The following is a 25,795-nucleotide window of genomic DNA, read 5'->3' as shown; positions in this document are numbered from 1 at the left end:
AAACTATGTGAACAGTTTTAAAGAAAGGAAATATATGAAAGAGTTTGGATATAGAGCTGATAACTGATTGACGAAAAAGCGACTTGGGGTATTGCATTTCCGAGAACTTATACGAGGTTATGCAGTTAGTTAATAAGTATGCATGTACGTCTACTATCGATCAATCAGTAAAAAAGCCATCCGATATGATTGCAAAGCGTGTTTTAGATGGTAAGATAAAATTATAAGTTTTCTAACTTAATCGCAGAATGCGTAGCGTAGACAATCGTTGGATTTTTGACATCAAGGAAGAAAATTCTATGGAGTAGCATTCCAGTGAGAGTTGGCACAAGTCCTTCTTAAGTGCGCGACCAAAGTGTAAAGATTTGACTTTGTGACAGTTTGAAAGTTTCGGTCTTCCTGGAAGACTACGATTGAACCATCGATAAATATCATTTTAATGTCTGGGGTAGTAATCCCCTTCTTTCGAGATGATTATATCAAATTAGAAAGGATAGATAAGTGAATGAAATAATTAAAATTAATCGAAACGAAAATCAAAAATCAGTAGTAAGTGGTCATGACTTACTACTGATTTCAGAAATTAAGAACGCAGTACACAAAATGGTATAACAGAATGTCCGAATGTAACTTTGTCGAAAGTGACGAGCATGTTATAGACACTAGTTAAGAAAGACTAACAGCTCAAATCAATCAAAGTATTTAATCAAGAAGAAATTTCTTATATTTTGATTGATGGCGTTAAAATTAAGTTACTTTAATGAAAAAACCTACCGGACGCGGCTTAGGAACGCGATAACTCTGATAGGTTAGGATAGAGAATTCTTGTCTATGTCTAGACTGGAGATCTGAACATAGACTGAAATGAAAAAGTGGGAGAGGTTATGGGCCTCTAGTTCCCATGAAAATTATATCATGGCTCGATAATAAAAGCAAGTGTTTTGAAAAAATATTGCTAAAAAACATATCTATACCTGTGGTGCTAGTTAGACTCAAAATAGCTCAAAATATAAGCCAATAGGATCTGTTCAATCCTTAGTTGTAGGCATCTATTTTTCTGGCAAAGGGTTGTTCCAAATCAAAGAGCGCATAAGTCATAAAAGAGAGTTTTAATGGTTCGCCTCATAGCTAGTAATCTCCAACTGTTATGCTGGCTCTCTCCTACCATCTTCTGATGTAAGGGCGTTCATAAATAAATATCCTCTCTGTTCTAAACAATATTTAAGCTCCTCTCCTGACTGAGATAGCTAAATATATGAAAATAGAAATCGTAAAAAGACATTGTTTTTTAATAACATTCCTTTGTATAATAATTACATTAGAATCAATTCTATCGATTATATTACCTTATTTGTCTAAATTACTATTGGACAAGGTTATTATTGATAATCATTATAGTTTACTAAGCATGATAATTCTCTCTTTTGCAGTTATTATTATTTCAATTGCAATATTTGTTCCATTATTGGTGGAGGTGGGTTTAATTAGGGCATCTATTTTAACGGTAGGTGATTTAGTTGCTTTCAATGCTTATACGAATATGCTATTTAGTCCTATTACGCTTTTAATTTGTTAGATTGTTTAAAGCAATTTTATGTGGAAAAAAGGGAAAAAGAATTTCACCAATAACTTTCTTTAAAAGTACATAGTGGAGAAATATACGGTGGAGAAAAATTACTGATTAAAAATATTGATTTTACTTGCCACTCAGGAGATGTTGTTCAGATAGTAGGTGATAACGGGTGCGGAAAAACTCTTTTTTACAAACGGTTATGAGGATTGTTGATTTTAATGAAGATATTTTTTTGAATGATAAGTTGATTTCAAATAGAGAGAGAAGATATCAATGAAAATATAGTATACGCATCAAATAATTTAGAATTTGTAGAGGGTAGTCTTTCAGACAATATTTTTGGTGACATTCTATTAATGAAATCTCCCAAAGTGTTATTATTAGATGAGATGTTCTCACACATTAGCCAAGATGATTCTGATGTTATTTTAAATGGAATTCGAAATAAATTACCACATACAATAGTAATACTTGTTGAACATCATCATCATTCAAAATATATTTCCATGGTTTATAGAATAAAAGATTTGCATTTAGTGAAAGAATTAACTTAGATTAAGTTTATTTCTACATATACATATTTTAAATTAAGCACACCATATCTATAAAAGTAAGGCTGGTAAATATCAAAAGAGACTTTTTATAAAGAGTATAATTTTAGTAGAACTATTATTGCGTACGTTCAAGTAGATCTAATTAAAAATAACAAACTAATTTACAATTTTTCCAGTATTTTACCAAGTAGTTCTTCTAACTTTCCTAAATCTCCATAGACTGTTCCGTTCATATAAAGATTGTAAACCTCATCATCTTGCTCAACACGTATTTGTGCAGAATACCTTTTTGATAATGCTAAGAAACGAATGACTTCTCGTTGAGTTCGTCCATTATCTTCTCGAAAGGGATGAAAATAATTAAGGTTATCAAGAATTTTTGCTAATTATTTAATAATCTCATCTTTTGAATTAGCAGTTTGATAATAGGTATGAATAAGGTGGTTTATATAGGCCTGGGCCGTACTGAAAGACTGATTAAATGCAAGTCATTATAATTATTTGTAAAAGCCGTGTTTTCTAAGAAAAAGAGTAATAATTATGGTACAATGGATTTGGTTGAATCAAGGGAGGGAAAACATTGAGAACATATGTAGATAAAGATGAACTTAAGGAAGAAGTATTAAAATCATATAAAAAGTATATTGCTGAATTCGATGAAATTCCCGAAGATTTGAAGGATTTAAGAATTGATGAAGTTGATAGGACACCGGCGGAGAATCTAGCATATCAGGTTGGATGGACTACTCTAATATTAAAATGGGAATCAGATGAATTGAGTGGTTTAGAGGTTAAAACACCTACTGAAACCTTTAAGTGGAATCAACTGGGAGAGCTCTATCAGTATTTTACTGACACCTATGCTGATTTAACAATTAAAGAACTCACAACTCGACTCAGTGACAATATGTATGCTATATATAATATGATTGATTTAATGGGTGAAGAGGTCTTATTCAAACCTCATATGCGCAAATGGGCTGATGGGGCAACCAAGAATGCGGTCTGGGAAGTTTATAGGTTTATTCATATTAATACTGTAGCTCCTTTTGGGACATTCAGAACTAAAATTCGTAAGTGGAAAAAATTTGCCTTAAAGTAATTTGCTAAAAATTTAGAAAGCATGTCGATATAGAAAAGTGGTATAGAAGATGATTGAATAGAGGCTGCCATTCTAATAGATCCAACTGCAGTTTAAGAAAAACAGCCTAGAAACATTGATTTCATAGGTTGTTTGAATGTTTTTAACTTAATTCCACAAGTGTAAGATGTGTATATCTGTTAGAAGTATTGGTTTAATTGTATTCTTGATTTTTCAAATATAGATAAAGTGAGTGATAATCATACTCACCTGATAATAAAAAATTGCTCATTTTCTATAATAACTGCAGTCTGATTGTCAATCGGTAGTAAATCCAATTTTTCAGAGTATGTATGAGAGTAGTTTCAGTGGTACTTTCTATGAAGGGAAATTCATTATTATGAGGAAGTAGGAACTTGTTTCAGAGATTGAGACCAGTGTAATACTTTAATTCAGTTGCAACGTTTGGGTTGTCCATTATAGAATTATACTCAATATTTTCAGAAGTAATGACTGCACCTGCAGATTCTCCTATATAAAGCATTCCTCCTGTCAATCTTTGTTTAATGAATTCTATCAACTTCTTCTTTTTTAATTCTTGTAACAGATAGAAAGTATTTCCACCTGATATACAAAGACAATTACAAGAAGCGATGGCTAGGTCACACTCTTTATTATTTTCTTGAGTAATATCTAGAATATCAACAGTAAAGTCAAGGTTTTCAAAAGTTTTTATCCCTTCAACAATATATCCAGTATATTCTTCTAGCTGTTTCTCAGTCCAACCTATATAAGATGTTAGAAAAAGTTTCATGTGATAGCCTCCATTTTTGAATAGACCTATTAAGGTATTATATCACACATTTCTCTCGCTTTTTCCAATTAGACAAACCGCCATTTTGAGTAACATAAAAGCCTAGAAATATTAATTTCATAGGCTTTTCTTTAAAATTTAATTCTTTGATTTCAGTAATTATTAGTAACATAATCTATATTTAATTTAATATTTTATCAAATAATTCTTCTAACTTACTTAAATCATCATAGACCGTTCCGTCCATATAAAGGTTATAAATTTCATCATCTTGCTCCACACGTATTTGTGCAGAATACCCTTTTGATAGTGCTAAAGAAAGAATGACTTCTCGTTGAGTTCGTTCATTACCTTCTCGAAAGGGATGGAAATAATTAAGGTTATCAAGGATTTTTGCTAACTGTTTAATAATCTCATTTTTTGAGTTTGCGGTTTGATGATAGGTGTGAATGAGGTTATTCATATCTGAAAAGTTATCAAAGGGAATCCCTAAAATTGTTAATTCTTCTTTATTTACATCAAGAGTCATGGCACATCTCCTTGTATAAAGTTGTGTTTATTATACCATGAAAACGGTATTTTCAGCTAAAGGGATGACTAAAAGATATATCATGTTAAACGTAGATTTATGGTAAAATAGTCTTATTATATAATCAATGGTGTGAACTTTTAGTATTTATCAGCTCAATTCATGAATTTTAGAGGTAAAATTCACACCATTTAGATAAAACCAGATGAAATTTATTGAAATAATGCTTTCAGAAAAGCGTGAAAAGCATTGGTATTAAAGGTTTTTAAAATTTATTCAAACAAAAACTGTTCAAACCAGGTCTTAAGAAAGCTCGTAAAGCTTCACAATTCAGTAAACGTTAATCTGCTTATTCAGATTATCGACAGCTCAGGACACTTCTCGATTTCGGGAAGTGTTTTTTATCTCAATTGACGGGACAGTTGGTATAGTTGTTGGGGCTTTAGGAGCTTACGGATACGGCTGCAATACAGTAGTTTCAAATCTTTTGAGGTTGCCAATTTCAGTCGTTTTTGACGCCCTCTTATTTCAGGTTATAGAACTAAAACATGAAATGAGGTGGCAGTTCGGCTATAACGAAAGAACCAGCAGCTGAGATATCAGCTGCTGGTTCTTTGATGTATGGGGGATTGTCACCCTTCCAAGGGCATAAAATTGCCGACAATGAGGCCGATAATGCGAGGGTTTTCGTCGTAAGGGGCGAACTTGTCCTCGTATTTATGATTGAGCGAAACCAAACGCAGGCCATTTTCTTCGCGGTAGACCTTCTTGATATAGGTCTGACCGTCCCAATCAACTGCATAGATGGCGCCGTCATAATCAAATCCTGTTTGCTTGATCAAGGCGACTTCGCCGTTTAGGAAGATTGGTTCCATAGAATCGCCGAATATCCAGGAAGCAAAGTCGTGGTCGATTTCCTCATCGTAAAAAACAGTGTCAAAATTACCGTCTCCAAAGTAAGAATAGCCCGTGCCGGCAGACAGTCTTTCATAGACCTTGTAAGCAAAGCGTTTTGGTTCTTCAATGGTTGCCAGAGCTTTTTGTTGGTTAAGCAATTCTTTTGAATAGTTGAGGCTTTTCTCCTGATTGCTGCTATTCAGCTGTGTATAGACGCTGACGATGTCATAATGGGATTCAAAATAAGTCGGCTCCACTTCTAAAATGCTTGCCAGTTTGGCAAGATTTTTCTGGTTAGGCTGTGTTTTATCTTTTTCCCAATTAAAATAAGCCGGTCTGGAAATGGTCAGCATCTCAGCCAGCTGAGCTTGTGATAAGCCAAGCTCTTCTCTTCTTTTTCTTAATTTTTCTCCAGAAAACATAGGCATCTCCTTGTTAGTTTATAAAATAATTTTAAGTTAAAAAATAACTTTTGTCAAGGCACAATGCTTCCAAAAGAAGTTAAGAAGATTTAAAAGGGAGCTTATTTCTTTCTAGTCTTGATAAGGAACCATGACGTTGATTGCTTGGGGGATTACCGATAAGGTGACAGGGAGCTGACTGCTGCTGTCACCGTCTAGGCGGGTCACAGGATTATGCCGCCTGCTTCGGTTTTTGATGGTCAGTTGGTCTGTTTCAAAATAGGAAATATCAGATAATTTGTCAAACTGTCCTCGGCGGATTTGTCTCAGATTAAGCAGGATTTGCCAGAGTTTTAGTTTGTCAATGTAATAACAGCAAAGCAAACCATCATCGACCTTGGCCTTGGGGTTAAAGCCTGTCATACCGGCGACAGAATGGGTCAGGGTGACCAGTAAAATCTTTGTCCTGATTTGGTGAACCTCTCCCTGATAAAAGAGACTGAGTTTGTATGCACGGTTGCGCTTCAAGACCCGCCAGACATCTTTGAAAAAGGCCAGTTTGCCTAGCCGCCGCTTGTCTTTGCTAGTTACTCCGGCGGCGATGTCTGCCAGAAAGCCTAAAGTCAGGCTGGAAATCATTGTGTCTTGGTTGACCTGACAAATATCAATAGCTTTTGGCCGACCGCTAATAAGGTTCGCCATGGCTGCATCCGTATCTTGTGGAATCGCCAAAGCTTTGGCAAAGTTGTTGACACTGCCTGAGGGAAGGATCCCTAGGACAGAGTGGCTGCCACCTGCGTATATGCCGCCGGCCACCTTATTTATCGTTCCGTCTCCGCCCATCGAAACAATCAGATCGGTCTTTTTGAGACTGGCTTCTTTAGCAATGTTGAAAACTTGGTTGGCTGACTCTGGTTCAATAAAGTGGATATTTTCTTCGGAAAAGCCATGATTCAGAAAGAAATGCTTAAGTTTTGACACTAAATGTTCTTTGTTGTCATTGCCGGATTTGGAATTGTAAATGACTAGTATCGTTTTCATAGAGACCTCGCTTTTTGATAGTAAACCATGAATAGGCTGGAAAGTCAATCGCAAGCCAAAAACCGAACATTGACAGCTGACTTTGTATAGAACTTTCAGTTTTTTTGTGATAAAATGTTAGCAATACCTATTTCATTTGGAGGCGTTCATGAAAGCGATTATTACAGTTGTTGGAAAAGATAAGGCGGGGATTGTAGCCGGAGTGGCTACCAAGATTGCAGAATTGGGGTTAAATATTGACGACATTACGCAAACCGTCTTAGATGAGTTTTTTACCATGATGGCTGTGGTCTCCTCAGAAGATAAGCAGGATTTCACTAAGCTGAGAAGTGAGTTTGAGACTTTTGGGGAAAGCCTGAATGTTAAAATCAATATTCAGAGTTCGGCGATTTTTGATGCCATGCATAACTTGTAAGATGGGAGCCGTAAAAAATGGATATTAGTCAGGTTAAAGAAACCATCGAGATGATTGAGGAGCAGCATTTTGATATTCGGACCATCACCATGGGCATTTCGCTTTTGGATTGTATTGATGCGGATATTGATCAGGCTGCGGAGAAAATCTACCAAAAAATTGCGGCAAAGGCAGGCCGTTTGGTCGCAGTCGGTGATGATATCGCGGCTGAACTAGGGATTCCTATCGTCAACAAGCGCGTATCAGTCACTCCGATTGCGATTATCGGAGCTGCGACAGATGCCAAGGACTATCTCCCTTTAGCCAAAGCTCTTGACCGTGCGGCCCATGAGATTGGTGTTGATTTTATCGGGGGCTTTTCGGCTCTTGTTCAAAAGGGCTATCAAAAAGGGGATGAGATTCTGGTGAATTCCATTCCGCAGGCTTTGGCAGAAACTTCCAAGGTTTGTTCCTCTGTCAATATCGGCTCCACCAAGACGGGAATCAATATGACAGCCGTTCGAGATATGGGACGGATTATTAAGGAGACGGCGGAAGCTTCTGATATGGGGGCAGCCAAGCTGGTGGTCTTTGCTAATGCGGTCGAGGACAATCCTTTCATGGCTGGTGCCTTCCACGGTGTCGGTGAAGCAGATGTGGTCATCAATGTCGGTGTGTCAGGTCCTGGTGTGGTTAAGCGGGCACTTGAAAAAGTCCGTGGAGAGAGCTTTGACGTTCTGGCGGAAACGGTTAAGAAGACAGCCTTCAAGATTACCCGTATCGGCCAGCTGGTAGGTCAGATGGCTAGCGAACGTTTGGGTGTCAAATTCGGTATCGTAGACCTATCGCTGGCTCCAACGCCAGCGGTTGGAGATTCTGTGGCCCGTGTCCTGGAGGAAATGGGTCTGGAAACAGTCGGGACTCATGGGACCACAGCAGCTTTGGCCCTTCTCAACGACCAAGTGAAAAAGGGCGGGGTCATGGCCTGCAATCAGGTTGGCGGATTATCTGGTGCCTTCATTCCTGTATCAGAAGACGAGGGGATGATCGCGGCAGTTCAAAGTGGCTCGCTCAATCTGGAAAAACTAGAAGCCATGACGGCTATCTGCTCAGTCGGTCTGGATATGATCGCCATCCCAGCAGATACACCTTCTGAAACTATCGCAGCCATGATTGCGGATGAGGCAGCCATCGGGGTCATCAATCAGAAAACCACTGCCGTCCGGATTATCCCTAAGGGCAAGGAAGGGGACATGATTGAATTTGGCGGTCTTCTTGGAACGGCCCCTGTCATGAAGGTCAACCAAGCCTCATCTGTTGACTTTATCAACCGTGGTGGTCAGATCCCAGCGCCGATTCATAGTTTTAAGAATTAGAAAAGAGGAAGAACATGCTGAAATGGGGGCTGCGATGGCTAGCAGTTTTTGCAGTATTACTAGCGATTTTTAGAGTCGTTCAGGATGTGTCAAATTTAGCAGTTTACCTGCTTTTCTACACCCTTATTTTTAGTGGTTTTCTTAGTTTCGACTTACTCCTAGCAGGCTTGGTGCAACGTTTTGTCACCCCAAAATACCCCTATCTCATATTTATAGGAATTGTTGTGGTGGTATGGATCGGACTTTGTTGCTATGGCTACTATGATATGACGCACGATACCAGTCGTTTCTTTCCTGGTTTACTGGGTATTTTTATCGTGATTTTCTCAACCATTTTCCAATTTATTGTTGTGATTGGGGCAGTGATTCATTACTTTTTTGTTGGTCGGAACAAGAAGACAGAGAATAGCAACCGCAATTTATAGTTTAATATTTCCAAAAACGCTCGACTTGGTGAGCGTTTTTGTCTTTTTATTGGTATAATAGAAGTACTTAGGAGGAGTTCAGATGGCAAAAACAAAACTCTATATTGCAAGACATGGGAAAACGATGTTTAATACGATTGGCCGGGCTCAAGGTTGGTCAGACACACCTTTGACCAAGTTTGGTGAGGAAGGCATTCGTGAGTTGGGAGTTGGCCTAAAAGCTGCAAAGATTCCGTTTCGGGCTGCTTTTTCCAGCGACAGCGGTCGGACCATGCAAACCATGGAGATTATTTTGCGCGAAACCCATAATCAGGATTTGCCTTATAGGCATGATAAACGGATTCGTGAGTGGTGTTTTGGCAGTTTGGATGGCGGGTATGATGGTGAGCTTTTTCAGGGAGTTTTACCGCGGACGGTCGCTCTGGCGACTGGCAAGCCTGATGATCAGGTGACTTACCCAGAATTGGCAGCAGGTATTATGGAAGTGGATACTGCCAATTGGGCAGAGCCTTGGGAGGTTATCAAAGAGCGGATTTATAGCGGTTTTGAAGCTATTGCCCAAAGGCTGGAAGCCAGTGGTGGCGGCAACGCTATTGTGGTCAGTCATGGGATGACTATTGGAACCTTTATTTGGTTATTAGATGAGAAAAGGGGTAAAACACCTCTTGATAATGGCAGCATCACGGTTGTCTCTTATGATAATGGCCGATTTACAATTGAGAAAGTGGCTGATATGACCTATCGTCATAAAGGAAGAGAGATTTTGGATAAGAAAAAATGAGAAAGAAAACGAATCGCCTAGGTGCTTTCCTGAAAATTGCTGTGATTCTGATTTTCTTGCTAGGACTATTTGTCTTTTGGAGAGATCATCAGAATCGTCAGCAGGTTGAAACAGGAGAGACCACGCAAACACAAACGGAGACCAGCAGCAAGCAGACTTCATCAGCGAAAAAGACGGCTTCATCGACCTTACCTGAAGTCTCCCCAAATGATTGGGAACTCGTTCTGGTCAACCGTGACCATATCACTGCTGAAATGAATCCCCAACTAACAGAAGTTGGGGGGATTCAGGTAGATAGTCGAATTGCCCAAAATGTTCAGGATTTCCTAGCTGCTGCCCAGGCCATTGATGCGCAGGAGCACTTGATCTCAGGCTATCGCAGCGTTGCTTATCAAGAAGAACTTTATCGTTCTTACGTTGAGCAGGAAAAGTCTGCAGATCCTAATTTGAGTCAAGAGGAAGCCGAAAAAAAAGTTCAAACCTATTCTCAGCCAGCAGGAGCCAGCGAACATCAGACAGGTCTTGCGATTGATATGAGTACCGTTGATAGCCTTAATGAGAGTGATCCTGATGTGGTCGCTAAGATTAGGGCGCTTGCCCCTAAGTATGGTTTTGTGCTTCGTTTCCCAGAAGGAAAGACCGACTCGACAGGGGTTGGATATGAGGACTGGCATTTTCGCTATGTGGGCAAAGCTTCTGCCAAGTATATGACTAAGCACAACCTCACTCTGGAAGAGTATCTGACCAAACTGAAGGAGGCTGGCTGATGCGTTCAAAACTAAAGCGAGGCTCCTTTCTTTTTCTGGTAGGTCTGGTGTCGCTTGTCATCCTACTTCCCCTGTGGACAAGCGGAGGTCTTGCCAATGCCAGACAAAGTCAGAAGGTAGCTTATAGCCAAAAGGAGTTTATTCAAACCATTGCGCCAACAGCGCAAAAACTATCGGAAACTTACGGCGTTAAAGCATCTGTTATTATCGGTCAGGCTGCTCTTGAGTCTAATTATGGCACTTCTTTACTAGGCAGCAAGTACCATAACCTTTTTAGTATCGAAGCTGATGAGGGAGAGAGCGGCATCCTTTTGCAAAATAAAGAGTTCCGTGACACCTCGTGGCAGACGGTGGAAAAGACCTATCTGGTCTATAAGTCGTGGGATGATTCGATGTACGACTACCTAGCCCGTCTGCGGCAAGGCAAGGTCGGTGGTAAAGGGCTCTATAAGGCTTTAGCGACTTCTGCAAGCTATAGGACTGCAGCCAAGACACTGCAGGCTGGCGGGCTGAGCAGTGATCCGGAGTATGCCAATGAACTCATTGCTGTGATTGACGGCAATAGTTTAACTGATTATGATAAATAAAAGCATCCTGAAAAGGGTGTTTTTCATTTTTCCGTGACATCTGTCATTGAAAAAAGTGACATTTGCAAGCTGGTTAAAGGATAAGAATATGGTATACTAACTCCGGAAAAGAAAACGCTTACAAATATGTTTTTTGTAACGGTTTAATCAATTTTATCATTTAAAGGAGGGGGACATATGAACAGTGAGCAGAGCCTCTGAGGCTTCCTGTGAAACAGCCGTTACTGATGCTATATCAAAAATCAAGGAGAAAAAGATGATAAGTGATAATGAGAAAAGTTGCTCAGGTTGGTTTATGCGAAAAAAAGGTAAACATTGGCTTTTTGGCTGTACCCTGTTAGTGGCTGTCGTGACAGTTGCTCTGGCCAGGCCAGCTGCTGCCGATGATGTGGCACAAAACAATGGGCAGCCTTCTGTGACAGAAACAGTCACAGAAACGGCCTATACAGAAGGTCAAACGGCTGTGGTTACAGAAGACGCAGCTGGTCTTGAGACAGAAACAGCCGTTGCTGACTTATCTGTTTCAGAGGCAGAAAATGGCCAAATCGGCCAAGTCGAGGAGTCAGCGCCTGCTGTATCTGAAAATCGTTTAGAAGAAACACCGACTGCCGAAACGAAATCGGATGATGTACCGACAGTTGCTGCGGTTACGCAAGAGGTTAGGGAATCCGACAATGAAATCCAGACAGAAACAGCTCCGACAGCGGTCTCTTCAGAGGTTCAAACGGAAGCTAACGCTTTTGCAACTAATTTAAAAGAGATTTCGTCAAATGATAGTGGCATTTGGCAGATTAGAGAAGATGGGCTGTACAGTAATCACTTAAATAAAGGCGACAGTTTCCTTTATTCGCAGACGAACGGCAATAATTTTGTCTATGCCACCGATGTCACCTTCCTTCAACAAACAGGAGCGGCAGCTCTCGTTTTTCGTAGCAATAATGACCCTAATGCTAAAAGCAGTTATGCGGTCAACTTTGATGCTGGCAGCAAGAAAGCTAAACTCTGGCGTTGGGATGCTAATCAAGATATACAGTTGATTGATGAGAAAGATGTTCAGGCAAGAGCGGATAACACCTATCACCTGAAAGTGGTCGCTATTGATTCTTGGATTTCCTATTATATTAACGAGACCTTAATAGCGAGTACTGGTGACTATACCATGCAGCGTCAGGATAAGGGGCAGGATACCGTTATTTCTGACGGTTATTTTGGTCTCTTGAACTGGAATGGGGAAATGGTCTTCCAAAACACCTATTTCTCAGCTCTTGATGATAGGACAGCGCCTCTGATTGATCATATTCAGGTCATTTCTGATAAGGGAACAGTTGAAAAACAGGGGCAGTTCTTTGCTTTAGAGCCGACCCATATTCAGTATGTCAGCAATGAAGCGGAGACTATTGATTTGGCGGTTAGCGCTCGCAACCCAGAAGCGACGATTGTGGTTGAAGACAGTTCCGGGCAGGTCTATGATAATCTGTCACAAATTCCTCTTAAAGTTGGCAGTAATTACTTGACGGTGAAAAGCAGTATTAAGGATAGCTTTGGCCGAGATGTAACATTGACCTACCGCCTCAATGTCCATCGCCGCCAAGCGGCTCAGGTTTATTATAATGAACTCTATCGCGGCCAGTATCATTACTCAGTGAAGGATGGCTGGGCCAATGACCCTAACGGACTTGTTTATTACAATGGAACCTATCATCTTTTCTATCAGTTTTATGATGACATTAAATGGGGGCCAATGCACTGGGCCCACGCAACTAGCAAGGATTTGATCAGCTGGCAGGAAGAGCCGATAGCTTTTTATCCAGATGCCAACGGGACAATGTTCTCGGGCTGTATCGTTGCAGATACTACAAATAGCTCTGGCCTTTTTAAAACAGATCAAGGGGGGCTGGTGGCTGTTATCACTGCAAATGGTAATGGTCAGCGGATGAAGATTGCCTATAGTGAGGATGAAGGGAAAACCTGGCAAAAATCGGACCGTATTGCTGCGGATTGGTCGGATGATCCACTCCAGTCCCCGGATTTTAGGGATCCAAAAGTTTTTCGCTGGGAAGACAAGTGGTTTATGGTTGTTGCTGGCGGTCCTTTACGGATTTACTCATCCGATAATTTGCTGGACTGGACTTGTGAATCAACCTATGCCGATTTACACACAGAATGTCCGGACCTTTACCCTTTGCAGGCACAGGATGGCAGTTTAAAGTGGGTGCTTTCTCGTGGCGGGCGTTATTATAAAATTGGAGACTTCAAACAAGTGGAAGGCAAGTGGACCTTTGTAGCTGATTCAGATTATGAGCATCAGGATCGGATTATGAATTTTGGCAAAGATTCCTATGCCGCTATGACCTACTATGTTCAAGATTTTGGAAGTAAAGCAAATCCTACCTTGCCGGATGTGGTTGCCCTTAATTGGATGAATACCTGGGATGATTATTGTAACTTGGTGGCCGAAACGGTAGGTCAAAGCTTTAACGGAACCTTTAACCTTAATCTGAAACTGGGCTTAATCCTGCAGAATGGTCACTACCTCTTGACCCAATCACCTATTGAGGCCTATAAGATGCTGAGGGACACCGAAAATGTCATCAGCTATCAAGATGTGGAACTAGACGCCGATAATGATCTTTTGAAAGACTTTGAAGGAGAGACTTATGAGATTGTAGCTAGATTCAGGCCTGATGCTGATACGACTAAAGTAGGCTTTAACCTTCGTGTCGGTGAGGGTCAGGTCACTCAGCTTGTTTATGATGTGGCGCGTGAAACCTTGTCGCTTGATCGCAGCCAGTCTGGTACGATTTTAAGTCAAAAATTCGCTCAGATAGATAGCCAGCATGTCACCAGAAATGTGGACGGCAGTATTGATTTGCATCTCTACGTTGACCGTGCCAGTATCGAGGTCTTTGCCAAAGGGGATACGGTAGCGGGAGCGAATCAGATCTTCCCATCTCCGCAAAGTTTGGGTCTGAGTGTTTTAGTAGAAGGTGGAAAAACGAAGGCGGATATCAGCGTTTATCGCTTGAAGTCCATTTGGAAAGACAAGCTGACGGTAACCTCTCCGCTTGCTATTCTGCCAGCTTCACCAACGGATAATCATCTTTATGTTGGTGATAAGGTTGACTTAAAAGCTTACATCATGCCAGCGGAGCTTAGCCAGGCGCTTGATTGGGAAGTTGAAGAGGGAGACCTCGTTTCTGCTGTTCAAAAGGATAATACCTTGCAAATTACAGCCCTCAAAAAAGGCAGTTTGACCGTCACAGCCCGCTCAAAAGAAAATCCTGATCTAAGTCAAACCTTTAACATCACTATTTTAGAGAATAACTTTAAAACAAATCTTAAGGATCTTAAAGCTCTGGCAGGAAACTGGTATATTGATGGGGAGACACTGTATGTCTCTAACCGAAGTGCTAACGATTATTATATGTCCACCAGTCAGCTTGCCTGGGCAGACTATGAATTGGATGTGGATTTGAAATATCAAACTGGCCTTGTCAATATTTTCTTTGCTTCCCAAAATCCTGACCCTGCTCATGCCTATGCTATTCAGTTTGGGGATAGTGATAGGATACGACTTTATCGTTTCTTTGGTGATACGATTGCGGAAGGCAAGATGGATAAACCGATAAATGATAATCAATTCCATCACATCAAACTGGTCAAGACTCAAACCGGCCTGACTGTTTTGGTGGACGGCGTGGCTTATCTGTCTCATACGTTTGCTCAGGTCGATGATTACTATAACGCTCCTTATGTCGGCCTAGGTCTCTGGGACGGGGCTCTGGAGGTTCAGAATTTCTTTGTGACCCCATTGAATGTTGCTCCGGAAGAGCCAGACGTTATAACGGAGCCCAAAGAACTGAGGGATCCTGAAACTGGAGTTAGCGTTACGCTTCAAGCAGGGGAGCTGGCTTCGATTGAGGGGATTAAAGTGAGTCATATGGAGACGGCAGATAAATTAACACCTAGTGTGCTGTCGTCAAGCGATTATGATTTATTTGATATTGTTCTGGTTGATAAAGATGGTCTTCCTGTCCAAATCAGACAGCAGGCCAAGGTCTATATGCCGATTGATGTAGGGAAGCAGGTAGCTAAGGTTGTTTACTTGCCGAATTCAGATCAGGAAGAACTCCTTGCGTTTGAAATGCTTCATTTGACAGAAGAAGGGGAGTCAAAGGCTTATGTTGTTTTTGATGCACAGCATTTTAGTCAATATGCCTTAGTCTATGAAGAGAGTACTTCTGCTAGTGAGGGAATCAGAGTAGGGGCCGGAGAAGGGGTGGCTGATGGTGTAAATCAGATTAACCAAAGGTCTAAAGAACAGACTTTCCATAATCAAAGCGAATCATTGCTGTTGGAGCAGCCTTACCAGAAGGTGCCGCTCTCTGAAAAATCAGAGCTGCAAAGAACAGAAGCATCATCGGCTAAGATTTTGCCCGATACTGGAGACAAGGAGGGATGGCTATTTTCAATAGGTTGGCTGTCAGTGCTTGGAAGTGTTGTTATGGGAGTAGCACTTCGCTTTAAAAATGATCGAGATTGATAGCTTTGTCCGTTTTAAAACTCTAGACGATAGCATCTAGGGTTTTATTTTTCAATCCTAAGTGACATGATAAGGAGAGGTGAGAATGCTGAAAAGGAAGTTAGGTTATTTATTGATCTGTCTTCTGGCTTGTGTTACTCTTTCAAATGTGGATGCAGGAACAAATGACAGTCAGGAATACAATCAGACCAATCATTACAATACGCCCAAGGGATTTATGAATGATATTCAGACTATTTTCAAAGGAAATGATGGTTATTATCATCTTTACTATCTCTTAAACAGTAATTATAAATCAGAAAATGATGGCACAGAATGGTACCATGTTCGGACGAAAGACTGGGATCATTTTGAAAATCTAGGAGTCGCTATTCCCAAATTTGTCAATGGATGGTCAGCTGTTGCTTCAGGTTCTATTTATCCAAATAGTAACGGTTTTTTTAAGGATCTACCAACAACTGCTATTCTGGCTTATTTTACGAGTTATACAGAAAGTGGTCAGCATCAGTACGTCGCTTATTCTTTGGATGATGGTAGAAGCTACCATCCTTATAATAATGGTCAGCCGGTTATGCGTTCTTCCTCCAAGGAGCAGAATGCTAGAGATCCTTATATTTGCTACAATGATAGCAACAAAAAGTTAATGATGTATCTGGCTGAAGGAGATAAAATCGGAACCTATGCCAGTTCGGATGGAAAAAATTGGGAGTACCAAGGTGCAACTATCCTTAATCAAGGCAGTTTGGGCGGCAAAGATTTAGGATTGGTGGAATGTCCGAATCTAAAGACGTTTTACGATAGTAGTTCTGGCGTTACGAAACATGTCCTCTTTTTTGGAGCCAATGGCTATCGTTATGGGTCGACAACAGGGACCTACTATATGGTTGGTCAGTTAGACAGACAAGGGAATTTTGTTGCAGAGCAGCAGCCAGAGCGTTTAGACCAAGGTTCTGATTATTATGGTGCCAATTTTTATCAGGAGAGTGGTTCTGCAGTGATAAGTCTTGCTTGGATGGGGAATTGGGATTATTTGCAAGGACAGATTCTGGATGATCAAGGAGAAGAATCCAAACACATAGGCTCTGTCAGTTCGGCTAGAGAGCTTAAACTTGTGAGGCGTGATAATAAGTATATTCTAGAATCGTTTCTTAAAAATACGAACCGAAAGACAAATAGCGTCAGTTATCAAAGCAATTCTGAAACAGCTCCTTTATCCGCCGATGGCTACCATAGAAACCTCCTTACGGTTTCAAGGTGGCATTCTCAGGAAATATCGTTAAACTTTCAGGGGAATTCTGCAGCGCTAACAGGCCATATTCGAATAATCATTAATCAGGCAGATAGTCAGGTGCTTTTTGATTACAATGCTGATAATGGTTACTATGAAGTCAAACGAACCAGCAGTAAAATAATTGGAGATAAACAGGCAAATTACGAACGTTCTTACATTATCCAAAGCGGTTGGAGTCAGCAAAAAGAATGCCACTTTTACTTAGTAGCTGACAAAACGAGTCTAGAATTTGCTCTGCCAAACGGTCAAATTTACTCAATGCTTAAGCTATCCACGGATGATAAGATGACGCTTATTGTTGAGACCAGCGGCAGCAATACACTTTCAGCCAGCCTCTCTAATTTTGAACCTTAGAGTTAGATGTATGGCAGTTTGAGTAACTTTACTGCTTGCCCTTCTAGGTCTTAAGACCGATTTTTAGCACTCTTTTCAAAAGAGTGCTAATTTTTTGTGTTTTTGACTTGACTTTACTGATGAATGGCGTATAATGGAATCATAACGTTAGCAGTCGAGGTAAAAGAGTGCTAAGTCTTTTGAAGATTGGAGGTGGCTTGCGTGATTACACAGCGTCAGAAAGATATCCTTGATTTGATTGTTGATGTTTTTACAAAGACGCACGAACCGGTAGGCTCAAAAGCTCTTCAAGAGTCTATCGCCTCCAGCAGCGCCACCATTCGGAACGATATGGCAGCTCTGGAAAAGTTGGGGCTGCTTGAAAAAGCCCATACTTCAAGCGGTAGGCTGCCTAGTCAAAAGGGCTTTCGCTACTTCGTTGAGCACTCGCTTAATTTTGACAGTCTGGAAGAAAGAGATGTCTATCAAGTGGTTAAAGCCTTTGATTTTGAAGTTTTCCGCCTAGATGACCTTTTACAGAAAGCCAGCGAGCTCCTCTCAGACTTAACGGGCTATACAGCCCTCATTCTGGACGTTGAACCCAGACGCCAGCGGCTGACCGCTTTTGATATTGTCAAGCTGAGCAGTCATGATGCCTTAGCGGTACTGACCATGGATGAAGCTAGTCCGATCAGTGTTCAGTTTGCTATTCCTAAAAACTTTCTCCATAGTGATTTGGAGATGATTGTCAAAATTGTCAGAGAGCGTTTCCTGAATCAGTCGGTTCTGGACATACACTATCGTTTGCGGACAGAGATTCCTCAGATTATCCAGAAGTATTTCCCGATAACGGACAATGTGGTGGATTTGTTTGAGCATATCTTTGACCAGATTTTCAAGGAAAAGGTCTTCTTAGCAGGAAAAGTCAAAACCCTTGATTTTGCCAGTCTAGAAACCTATCAGTTCCTAGATGACCCGCAGACCATTGCCTTAGACATTCGCCAAAGTTTAGCTGATGACGAGATGAACAAGGTTCAGGTTGCGGACAGTCAGGAAAAATCCTTGGCCAATCTAAGCCTCATTAGCCAAAAATTCCTAATCCCCTATCGAGGCTTTGGTATTTTAACGGTTATTGGGCCTGTGGAGATGGATTATCGACGGGCAGTTAGCCTGATTACGGTTGTCAGCAAAGTTCTTGCCCTGAAGCTGGGTGATTTCTACCGTTATCTGAATAGCAATCACTACGAAGTAAACTAATTCTAAAGGAGAAAGAAGTGTCTGAAACAAAAGATAAAAAAGACAAATTGGATGAGGAAATCCAAAAAGAAGCTCAGGAAAGCCTTGAAGAAACCGTTCAAGAACTTGAACAGGAAGAGGCAAAAGCTGAAAAATCTGAGCTGGATTTAGCCAATGAAAAGGCAGAAGAATTTGAAAACAAGTATCTTCGTGCCCATGCGGAAATGCAGAATATCCAGCGCCGTGCCAATGAAGAACGCCAGAGTCTTCAGCGCTACCGGTCACAGGACTTAGCAAAAGCTATTTTGCCGAGTCTGGACAATCTTGAGCGGGCTCTCCAAGTTGAAGGTCTGACAGATGATGTCAAAAAAGGGATTGAAATGGTTCAGGAAAGTCTTGTCCAGGCCTTGAAAGACGAAGGTGTGGAAGAGGTTGCCACAGAAAGTTTTGACCCAAATCTTCACATGGCAGTCCAGACGGTCTCGGCTGATGATGATCATCCAGCAGATACGATTGCACAGGTCCTCCAAAAGGGCTACAAGCTGCACGAACGTTTGCTGAGACCAGCAATGGTGGTGGTCTACAACTAACATCAGCAAAACTACCCTGCTATTTTCAAAAAAGCATGACCGAAATGTCAGTAAACTAGGCATAAAATGAAAGTAAATTAAAAAGAGGTATTAATAATGAGCAAAATTATCGGTATTGACTTAGGGACAACAAACTCAGCAGTCGCAGTTCTTGAAGGAACTGAAAGCAAAATCATCGCAAACCCAGAAGGGAACCGCACAACGCCATCTGTTGTGTCTTTCAAAAATGGTGAAATCATTGTTGGTGATGCGGCAAAACGTCAAGCAGTGACCAACCCAGAAACCATTCTTTCAATCAAATCGAAAATGGGAACTTCTGAAAAAGTTTCCGCCAACGGCAAAGAATACACGCCGCAAGAAATCTCAGCTATGATTCTGCAATACCTGAAAGGTTACGCAGAAGATTACCTAGGTGAAAAAGTTGAAAAAGCGGTTATTACGGTTCCGGCTTACTTCAACGATGCGCAACGTCAAGCAACAAAAGACGCTGGTAAAATCGCTGGTTTGGAAGTCGAACGTATCGTCAACGAACCAACTGCAGCTGCTCTTGCTTATGGTTTGGACAAGACAGATAAAGATGAAAAAATCTTGGTATTTGACCTTGGTGGTGGTACCTTTGACGTCTCTATTTTGGAACTTGGTGACGGTGTCTTTGATGTATTGGCAACAGCTGGTGATAACAAGCTGGGCGGAGATGACTTTGACCAAAAAATCATTGATTTCTTGGTAGATGAGTTCAAGAAAGAAAACGGTATTGACTTGTCCGCTGACAAGATGGCACTTCAACGCTTGAAAGATGCGGCTGAAAAGGCTAAAAAAGACCTTTCAGGTGTCACTTCAACTCAAATCAGCCTGCCATTCATTACCGCTGGAGATGCAGGACCGCTTCATTTGGAAGTGACTCTTTCACGTGCGAAATTTGATGATTTGACCCGTGACCTGGTAGAACGTACAAAAACTCCTGTACGCCAAGCCCTCTCTGATGCGGGTCTCAGCCTGTCAGAGATTGACGAAGTGATTTTGGTTGGTGGTTCAACTCGTATTCCAGCCGTTGTAGAAGCTGTTAAGGCTGAAACTGGCAAAGAGCCAAACAAATCCGTTAACCCTGACGAAGTGGTTGCCATGGGTGCAGCAATCCAAGGTGGTGTTATCACTGGTGATGTCAAAGATGTTGTCCTTCTTGATGTCACACCATTGTCATTGGGTATTGAAACCATGGGTGGTGTCTTCACAAAACTGATCGACCGTAACACCACTATCCCAACTTCTAAGTCACAAGTCTTCTCAACTGCGGCGGACAACCAGCCAGCTGTTGACATCCACGTGCTCCAAGGTGAGCGTCCAATGGCAGCGGACAATAAGACTCTTGGTCGCTTCCAATTGACAGACATTCCTGCAGCACCTCGTGGTATTCCACAAATCGAAGTTACTTTCGATATCGACAAGAACGGTATTGTTTCTGTAAAAGCCAAGGATTTGGGTACACAAAAAGAACAGCATATTGTGATTAAATCTAACGATGGCCTTTCCGAAGAAGAAATTGACCGCATGATGAAAGATGCTGAAGCAAACGCAGAAGCTGATGCGAAACGCAAAGAAGAAGTTGACCTTAAAAATGAAGTTGACCAAGCCATCTTTGCGACTGAAAAAACCATTAAGGAAACAGAAGGCCAAGGCTTTGATACAGAACGTGATGCTGCGCAGGCAGCCCTTGATGACTTGAAAAAAGCACAAGAAGCTGGCGATCTGGATGACATGAAAGCTAAGTTGGAAGCCTTGAACGAAAAAGCACAAGCTTTAGCTGTGAAACTCTATGAACAAGCTGCAGCTGCTCAGCAGGCTCAAGCCGGTGCTGAAGGCGAAAGCCAAGGCAACCCAAGTGGCGATGACGATGTAGTGGATGGCGAATTCACTGAAAAATAAGATGTGAGAGCGTTAAAAGAACGTCAGAAAAATAGGAACTTGACGTTGGATGCTTGCATTCAAGGAAAGTTATCTTTTTTCCGAAGTTCTTAGCTCGCACTCAGTTTTCGTCTTACCGAGCCCAGAAATTCGAAAGCTAGGAAGGTTCGGGAATTGTTTTAGCCTACGAGTTGGAAATGGGAAATGAGCCGTTAGCCCAGTGGGCAATTTTGTCCCGATCTTGAAAGCGGCCATAGCTCGAATTCGATTCAGAAATTTATTGTTAGTAAATCAAGATTTCAATCACAGAGGTTGCAAACCAGCCTCTGTTTTTGGGTAAATACCTTTGTAACTTTTACAGAAAGGAACGTGTTCGTCACTGAACACGGGCTGTTTTCACAATTTCGTCTATTATTTAACGAAAGGAATTGAACCCGCCCTAAAAGCTGTGTGAAAAAGATAAATCGCCTAGAAAATCAGGATTTTCTGCCGATTTCCTATTTTCACTTTGCTTTTCACGGGCTTGGTATCTTATATGAACAATACAGAATATTACGATCGTTTGGGAGTGTCTAAAGATGCTTCTCAAGACGATATTAAAAAAGCCTATCGGAAGATGTCTAAAAAATATCATCCGGACATTAACAAAGAAGCCGGTGCTGAGGAGAAATACAAGGCTATTCAGGAGGCTTATGAGACCTTAGGTGATGAGCAAAAACGTGCAGCCTATGACCAGTACGGCCCAGCCGGTGCTTCAGGAGGTTTTAATGGCGGTGGAGGCTTCTCCGGCTTTGATGGCGGTGGCTTCGGCGGTTTTGAAGATATTTTTTCTAGTTTCTTTGGGGGCGGTGCTTCTCGCAATCCTAACGCTCCGCGTCAAGGGGATGACCTTCAATATCGGGTCAATTTAAAATTTGAAGAGGCTATTTTTGGGGCTGAAAAAGAAGTCCGTTATAACCGCGAAGCAACTTGTCATACCTGTGACGGCTCAGGGGCTAAACCAGGGACAAGTCCCGTCACCTGCAGCAAGTGTCATGGCTCCGGTGTGATCAATGTAGATACCCAAACACCACTTGGAATGATGCGTCGTCAAGTGACCTGTGATGTGTGTCATGGCAGCGGTCAAGAAATCAAAGAACCTTGTCAAACATGTCATGGCAGTGGCCATGAAAAGCAAAGTCACAAGGTATCTGTCAAGATTCCTGCCGGTGTTGAAACCGGTCAGCAAATCCGTTTGGCAGGACAAGGAGAGGCGGGCTTTAATGGCGGTCCTTATGGAGATCTTTTTGTTATTATCAATGTGCTCAAGAGTGATCAGTTTGAACGCGATGGTTCAACCATCTACTATGATCTGAACATCAACTTTGTTCAGGCGGCCCTGGGAGATACCGTGGAAGTGCCGACGGTTCACGGAGCAGTTGAAATGGCAATTCCGGCGGGCACACAAACAGGGAAAACCTTCCGCCTAAAAGGCAAAGGCGCACCTCGTCTGCGTGGCAATGGTCAGGGCGATCAGCATGTGACGGTCAATGTTGTGACGCCGACCAAATTAAATGATGCACAGAAGGATGCCTTGAAAGCCTTTGCTCAAGCCAGCGGTATGGATCCGGTACATCCTAAGAAAAAAGGTTTCTTTGATAAGATGAAGGATGCTTTTGAAGAAATATAATCAAGAACCAGCCTGAGCTGGTTCTTTTCGTTTTTAAGTCAAGACATGCTATACTAAAACTATCATTTAAACGGGAGGCAATGATGCAAACACTAATTCCACATCTTTGGTACGACAAAGAAGCCCTTGAAGCGGCTCGTTTTTACACATCTGTATTTCCTGAGAGTCAGCTTGACTGGACTTACCACTTAAGTGATACGCCTTCGGGAGATGCCCAGTTAGTGCAGTTTCGCTTGGTCAATATGACATTGGCAGCTATTAGTGCAGGTCCATACTTTCACTTGAATGAAAGTATGTCTCTTATGGTTCAAGTCTCTAAAAAAGAGGAAGTTGACCGCCTTTACCAGAGCTTATCTCAGAATGGGAAAGTGTTCATGCCCTTAGGAGAATATCCTTTTAATGCCTACTACGTTTGGTTTGAAGATCAATATGGCCTCTCATGGCAACTGCTTTACAATTCTGAGCAGACGGTCTCCCACCATCTGGAAATCTGTTTGTTGTTCTCAAAGGATCAGGTGGGTTCAGCGGAAGATTTTCTCCAAAAATATGTCAGTCTTCTGCCAGGGGCTGAACTTGGCCAGCGATCTTACTATGCTCAAGGAGAAGCAAGTCTTCCTCAGGCAAAACTCAATTACGGGGAGTTAGTCTTGCCAAATCAAAAACTCATTGTAATGGACCATGGTTACGGTGGGGAGAATGGCTTTAATGAGGCCTTTTCTCTGATGATTTATGTGAACAGCCCAGAAGAGATGGCTGCTTACTATGACGCTTTCTCCAGCGTTAAAGAGGCAGAGCAGTGTGGCTGGGTGAAGGATGAATTTGACATTTCTTGGCAAATTGTTCCACAAAAACTGATGGAAGCCTATGGAAATCCCGCGCAAGCAGATCGGTTAAAGGCTGTAAATGCGGCTATTCTTGAAATGAAGCGGTTGGATTACCAAAGAATTGTAGACCTTTTGTAAGGGGATAGATGTAGCTTCATCTGTCCCCGGACAGTTACTCCTAGAGAGGCTTGTTAGCCGACAGTTGGCATGCTATAATAACTATCATGACGAGATATAAGGCCATTATTGCTTATGATGGAACCGCTTTTTCAGGCTTTCAAAGACAGCCTCACAAAAGGACGGTTCAAGAAGAAATTGAGACAACCTTGCTAAGGCTGAATAGCGGTCAGCCTGTCCTGATTCAGGGAGCTGGGCGTACGGATGCAGGAGTTCATGCTTATGGGCAAGTGATTCATTTTGACCTGCCCCAGCTTCGCGATACGGAGAAACTGCGCTTTGGTCTTGACACGCAGACACCAGAAGATATTGCTGTGGTATCTGTGGAGCACGTTAGTGATGATTTTCATGCACGTTATCAAAAACATCGTAAAACATATGAATTTCTTGTTGATGTTGGCAGACCTAAAAATCCTTTGATGCGGCATTACGCCACGTCTTTTCCCTATTTGCTGGACATAGAAGCGATGCAGCAGGCAATAGCCTATTTGGTAGGAACTCACGATTTTACAGGCTTTACGGCGGCAGGAAGCAGCGTGGATAATAAAGTGAGGACCATTACAAGGGCCACCCTAGAATGGAGTTCTTATCCCAATACACTGCTCTTTACCTTTTCAGGCAATGGTTTTCTCTATAAGCAGGTACGCAATATGGTGGGAACGCTCCTGAAAATTGGTAATGGACGAATGCCGGTTGCGCAGATTCCCCTAATTTTAACCTCAAAAGATCGTCAGCTTGCCGGTCCGACCGCGGCCCCTAATGGCCTCTACTTAAAGGAAATTATCTATGAAGACTGATTATATTCTGGCGATTTCAGGAAGTGACATTCTAAGTGGCGGCGGTATGCAGGCTGACTTGGCGACCTTTAACCGGCATCAACTTTTTGGTTTTGTTGCCTTGACCAGCATTGCGACTGTGACGGATGATGGATTTGAAGTCAATGACCTGGAGCGCCCCTTGTTTCAGAGTCAGCTGCAAAGCCTTAAGGAAATTCCTTTTGCGGCAATCAAAATTGGTCTCCTTCCGAACCCAGATCTTGCAGAGGTCAGTTTAGCTTTCATCAAAAACTATCAGGATATCCCGATTGTGTTAGATCCCGTGCTTATCTTCAAGGAAAATCAGGATGGGACGATAGGGGAGATGGCTGAGACCTTGCTTTCTTTTTTGCCCTATGTCAGTCTCATCACCCCTAATCTGCGTGAGGCGGAGATTTTGAGCGGGGAGACTATCACTAATCTGAAGGATATGAGGCGAGCGGCTGAACGTTTACATCGTTTAGGAGCGGACAAGCTGGTGATAAAAGGAGGTGCTCGGCTGGATAAGCATCAGGCCATTGACCTCTTTTATGATGGCAGCGAAGCGGTTTATCTTAAAAAATCTCTGCTTCATCGAAATAACAATGGGGCAGGCTGTACTTTTGCAGCCAGTATTGCCAGCGCTATGGCTAAAGGGCAAACGGCCTTAGAGGCGGTTAAGGCCGCTAAGATTGACGTTTACCGAGCTATTCATAACTCAAATCAATACGGAGTAAAACAAAATGACCACTAGTGATAAGCAGCGGCAGACCAGACGTCTGACTCTTCTGGCTCTTTTAACAGCAATCAGTGTCCTTTTGGGACGCTTTATCATGATTCCAACACCGACCGGCTTTTTAACGCTCTTAGATGCAGGTGTTTATTTCACTGCCTTTTATTTGGGTTCTAAAGAAGCAGCCCTCGTCGGAGGTTTATCAGGCTTTCTCATTGATCTTCTTGCGGGCTATCCCAATTGGATGGTAATTAGTCTTTTGGCTCATGGAACTCAGGGTTATTTGGCTGGTTGGTCGGGTAAAAAGCGGTTCATTGGGCTGGTTTTGGCGACATTGGCTATGGTTGGGGTCTACTTTATAGCTTCTGTGTATATGTATGGCCTAGGTGCCTCTTTGGCAGGTATCTGGGGAAATCTTCTGCAAAATGTTTTGGGAATGCTGGTTGGCTATCTCTTGAGTCGAGCCTTTAACAGGTAAGGTAA

22 protein-coding genes and 2 pseudogenes are annotated in these 25,795 nt (G+C 41.9%); 18 read left to right on the top strand and 6 right to left on the bottom strand.

Features of this window, described 5'->3' with window-relative positions; genetic code table 11:
* Positions 1–982: 982 nt before the first annotated feature.
* A pseudogene (locus A3GY_RS10545) lies at positions 983–1,226 on the bottom strand (IS982 family transposase); the annotation flags it as partial.
* Positions 1,227–1,656: 430 nt separating this feature from the next.
* Between A3GY_RS10545 and A3GY_RS10540 the strand changes: the two are divergent.
* Positions 1,657–1,776: an ATP-binding cassette domain-containing protein gene (locus A3GY_RS10540; protein ID WP_081601042.1), complete on the top strand. Its 120-nt coding sequence runs from the start codon at positions 1,657–1,659 to the stop codon at positions 1,774–1,776.
* 512 nt (positions 1,777–2,288) lie between these two features.
* Here A3GY_RS10540 and A3GY_RS10465 read toward each other — a convergent pair.
* Positions 2,289–2,603, bottom strand: a pseudogene (locus A3GY_RS10465) (Fic family protein); the annotation flags it as partial.
* Positions 2,604–2,707: 104 nt separating this feature from the next.
* On the opposite strand from A3GY_RS10465, the gene A3GY_RS0107570 reads away from it, so the two are divergent.
* Positions 2,708–3,229: a ClbS/DfsB family four-helix bundle protein gene (locus A3GY_RS0107570; RefSeq protein ID WP_018030816.1), complete on the top strand. Its 522-nt coding sequence runs from the start codon at positions 2,708–2,710 to the stop codon at positions 3,227–3,229.
* A gap of 400 nt (positions 3,230–3,629) precedes the next feature.
* Here the strand turns inward: A3GY_RS0107570 and A3GY_RS09770 are convergent, their stop codons facing one another.
* From A3GY_RS09770 to A3GY_RS0107545, 4 genes are all read right to left on the bottom strand, one after another.
* Positions 3,630–4,022 carry a Type 1 glutamine amidotransferase-like domain-containing protein gene (locus A3GY_RS09770; RefSeq protein WP_018030815.1) on the bottom strand — a complete coding sequence of 131 codons (393 nt, stop codon included), beginning with the start codon at positions 4,020–4,022 and terminating at the stop codon, positions 3,630–3,632.
* A 181-nt stretch (positions 4,023–4,203) separates the two neighbouring features.
* Positions 4,204–4,551, bottom strand: a complete 348-nt coding sequence (locus A3GY_RS09765; RefSeq protein WP_018030813.1) for a Fic family protein — start codon at positions 4,549–4,551, stop codon at positions 4,204–4,206.
* Positions 4,552–5,183: 632 nt separating this feature from the next.
* Positions 5,184–5,870: an XRE family transcriptional regulator gene (locus A3GY_RS0107550; protein ID WP_018030812.1), complete on the bottom strand. Its 687-nt coding sequence runs from the start codon at positions 5,868–5,870 to the stop codon at positions 5,184–5,186.
* 111 nt (positions 5,871–5,981) lie between these two features.
* On the bottom strand, positions 5,982–6,890 hold the full coding sequence (locus A3GY_RS0107545) for a diacylglycerol/lipid kinase family protein (RefSeq protein WP_018030811.1): 909 nt from the start codon (positions 6,888–6,890) through the stop codon (positions 5,982–5,984).
* A gap of 148 nt (positions 6,891–7,038) precedes the next feature.
* On the opposite strand from A3GY_RS0107545, the gene A3GY_RS0107540 reads away from it, so the two are divergent.
* From A3GY_RS0107540 to A3GY_RS0107465, 16 genes are all read left to right on the top strand, one after another.
* Positions 7,039–7,305, top strand: coding sequence for an ACT domain-containing protein (locus tag A3GY_RS0107540; RefSeq protein ID WP_018030810.1), 267 nt, complete (start codon positions 7,039–7,041; stop codon positions 7,303–7,305).
* 17 nt (positions 7,306–7,322) lie between these two features.
* A complete protein-coding gene (locus A3GY_RS0107535) occupies positions 7,323–8,660 on the top strand; it encodes a PFL family protein (RefSeq protein WP_018030809.1) in 1,338 nt (445 codons plus the stop codon).
* 14 nt (positions 8,661–8,674) lie between these two features.
* Complete coding sequence (locus A3GY_RS0107530) at positions 8,675–9,085, top strand: hypothetical protein (RefSeq protein ID WP_018030808.1); 411 nt, start codon at positions 8,675–8,677, stop codon at positions 9,083–9,085.
* Between the two features lie 82 nt (positions 9,086–9,167).
* Positions 9,168–9,866 (top strand): histidine phosphatase family protein, encoded by a 699-nt coding sequence (locus A3GY_RS0107525; protein ID WP_018030807.1) that lies wholly within the window; start codon positions 9,168–9,170, stop codon positions 9,864–9,866.
* Complete coding sequence (locus A3GY_RS0107520) at positions 9,863–10,633, top strand: M15 family metallopeptidase (RefSeq protein ID WP_018030806.1); 771 nt, start codon at positions 9,863–9,865, stop codon at positions 10,631–10,633. The genes A3GY_RS0107525 and A3GY_RS0107520 overlap by 4 nt, the downstream gene beginning before the upstream one ends.
* Positions 10,633–11,220, top strand: a complete 588-nt coding sequence (locus A3GY_RS0107515) for a glycoside hydrolase family 73 protein (protein ID WP_018030805.1) — start codon at positions 10,633–10,635, stop codon at positions 11,218–11,220. Before A3GY_RS0107520 ends, A3GY_RS0107515 begins: the two co-directional genes overlap by 1 nt.
* A 256-nt stretch (positions 11,221–11,476) precedes the next feature.
* The gene (locus A3GY_RS0107510) at positions 11,477–15,763 is read left to right on the top strand and encodes a GH32 C-terminal domain-containing protein (RefSeq protein ID WP_026161981.1); all 4,287 of its coding nucleotides are present in this window, start codon (positions 11,477–11,479) and stop codon (positions 15,761–15,763) included.
* An 85-nt stretch (positions 15,764–15,848) separates the two neighbouring features.
* Positions 15,849–17,408, top strand: coding sequence for a glycoside hydrolase family 32 protein (locus A3GY_RS0107505; protein WP_018030803.1), 1,560 nt, complete (start codon positions 15,849–15,851; stop codon positions 17,406–17,408).
* A gap of 201 nt (positions 17,409–17,609) precedes the next feature.
* The gene (gene hrcA / locus A3GY_RS0107500) at positions 17,610–18,644 is read left to right on the top strand and encodes a heat-inducible transcriptional repressor HrcA (protein WP_018030802.1); all 1,035 of its coding nucleotides are present in this window, start codon (positions 17,610–17,612) and stop codon (positions 18,642–18,644) included.
* A gap of 17 nt (positions 18,645–18,661) precedes the next feature.
* Positions 18,662–19,213 (top strand): nucleotide exchange factor GrpE, encoded by a 552-nt coding sequence (grpE, locus tag A3GY_RS0107495; protein WP_018030801.1) that lies wholly within the window; start codon positions 18,662–18,664, stop codon positions 19,211–19,213.
* A 96-nt stretch (positions 19,214–19,309) separates the two neighbouring features.
* The gene (gene dnaK / locus A3GY_RS0107490; protein WP_018030800.1) at positions 19,310–21,136 is read left to right on the top strand and encodes a molecular chaperone DnaK; all 1,827 of its coding nucleotides are present in this window, start codon (positions 19,310–19,312) and stop codon (positions 21,134–21,136) included.
* 514 nt (positions 21,137–21,650) lie between these two features.
* On the top strand, positions 21,651–22,784 hold the full coding sequence (gene dnaJ / locus A3GY_RS0107485; protein WP_018030799.1) for a molecular chaperone DnaJ: 1,134 nt from the start codon (positions 21,651–21,653) through the stop codon (positions 22,782–22,784).
* 83 nt (positions 22,785–22,867) lie between these two features.
* Positions 22,868–23,746 carry a VOC family protein gene (locus tag A3GY_RS0107480; protein WP_018030798.1) on the top strand — a complete coding sequence of 293 codons (879 nt, stop codon included), beginning with the start codon at positions 22,868–22,870 and terminating at the stop codon, positions 23,744–23,746.
* A gap of 86 nt (positions 23,747–23,832) precedes the next feature.
* Positions 23,833–24,582 (top strand): tRNA pseudouridine(38-40) synthase TruA, encoded by a 750-nt coding sequence (truA, locus tag A3GY_RS0107475; protein ID WP_018030797.1) that lies wholly within the window; start codon positions 23,833–23,835, stop codon positions 24,580–24,582.
* Positions 24,572–25,333, top strand: a complete 762-nt coding sequence (locus A3GY_RS0107470; RefSeq protein ID WP_018030796.1) for a bifunctional hydroxymethylpyrimidine kinase/phosphomethylpyrimidine kinase — start codon at positions 24,572–24,574, stop codon at positions 25,331–25,333. The genes truA and A3GY_RS0107470 overlap by 11 nt, the downstream gene beginning before the upstream one ends.
* Positions 25,323–25,790 carry an ECF transporter S component gene (locus tag A3GY_RS0107465; protein WP_018030795.1) on the top strand — a complete coding sequence of 156 codons (468 nt, stop codon included), beginning with the start codon at positions 25,323–25,325 and terminating at the stop codon, positions 25,788–25,790. The genes A3GY_RS0107470 and A3GY_RS0107465 overlap by 11 nt, the downstream gene beginning before the upstream one ends.
* The last annotated feature ends 5 nt before the right edge of the window (positions 25,791–25,795 follow it).

This window comes from Streptococcus ferus DSM 20646 (genome assembly GCF_000372425.1).
Taxonomy (GTDB): Bacteria; Bacillota; Bacilli; order Lactobacillales; family Streptococcaceae; genus Streptococcus; species Streptococcus ferus.
This window is presented reverse-complemented; position numbering and strand designations above follow the sequence as displayed.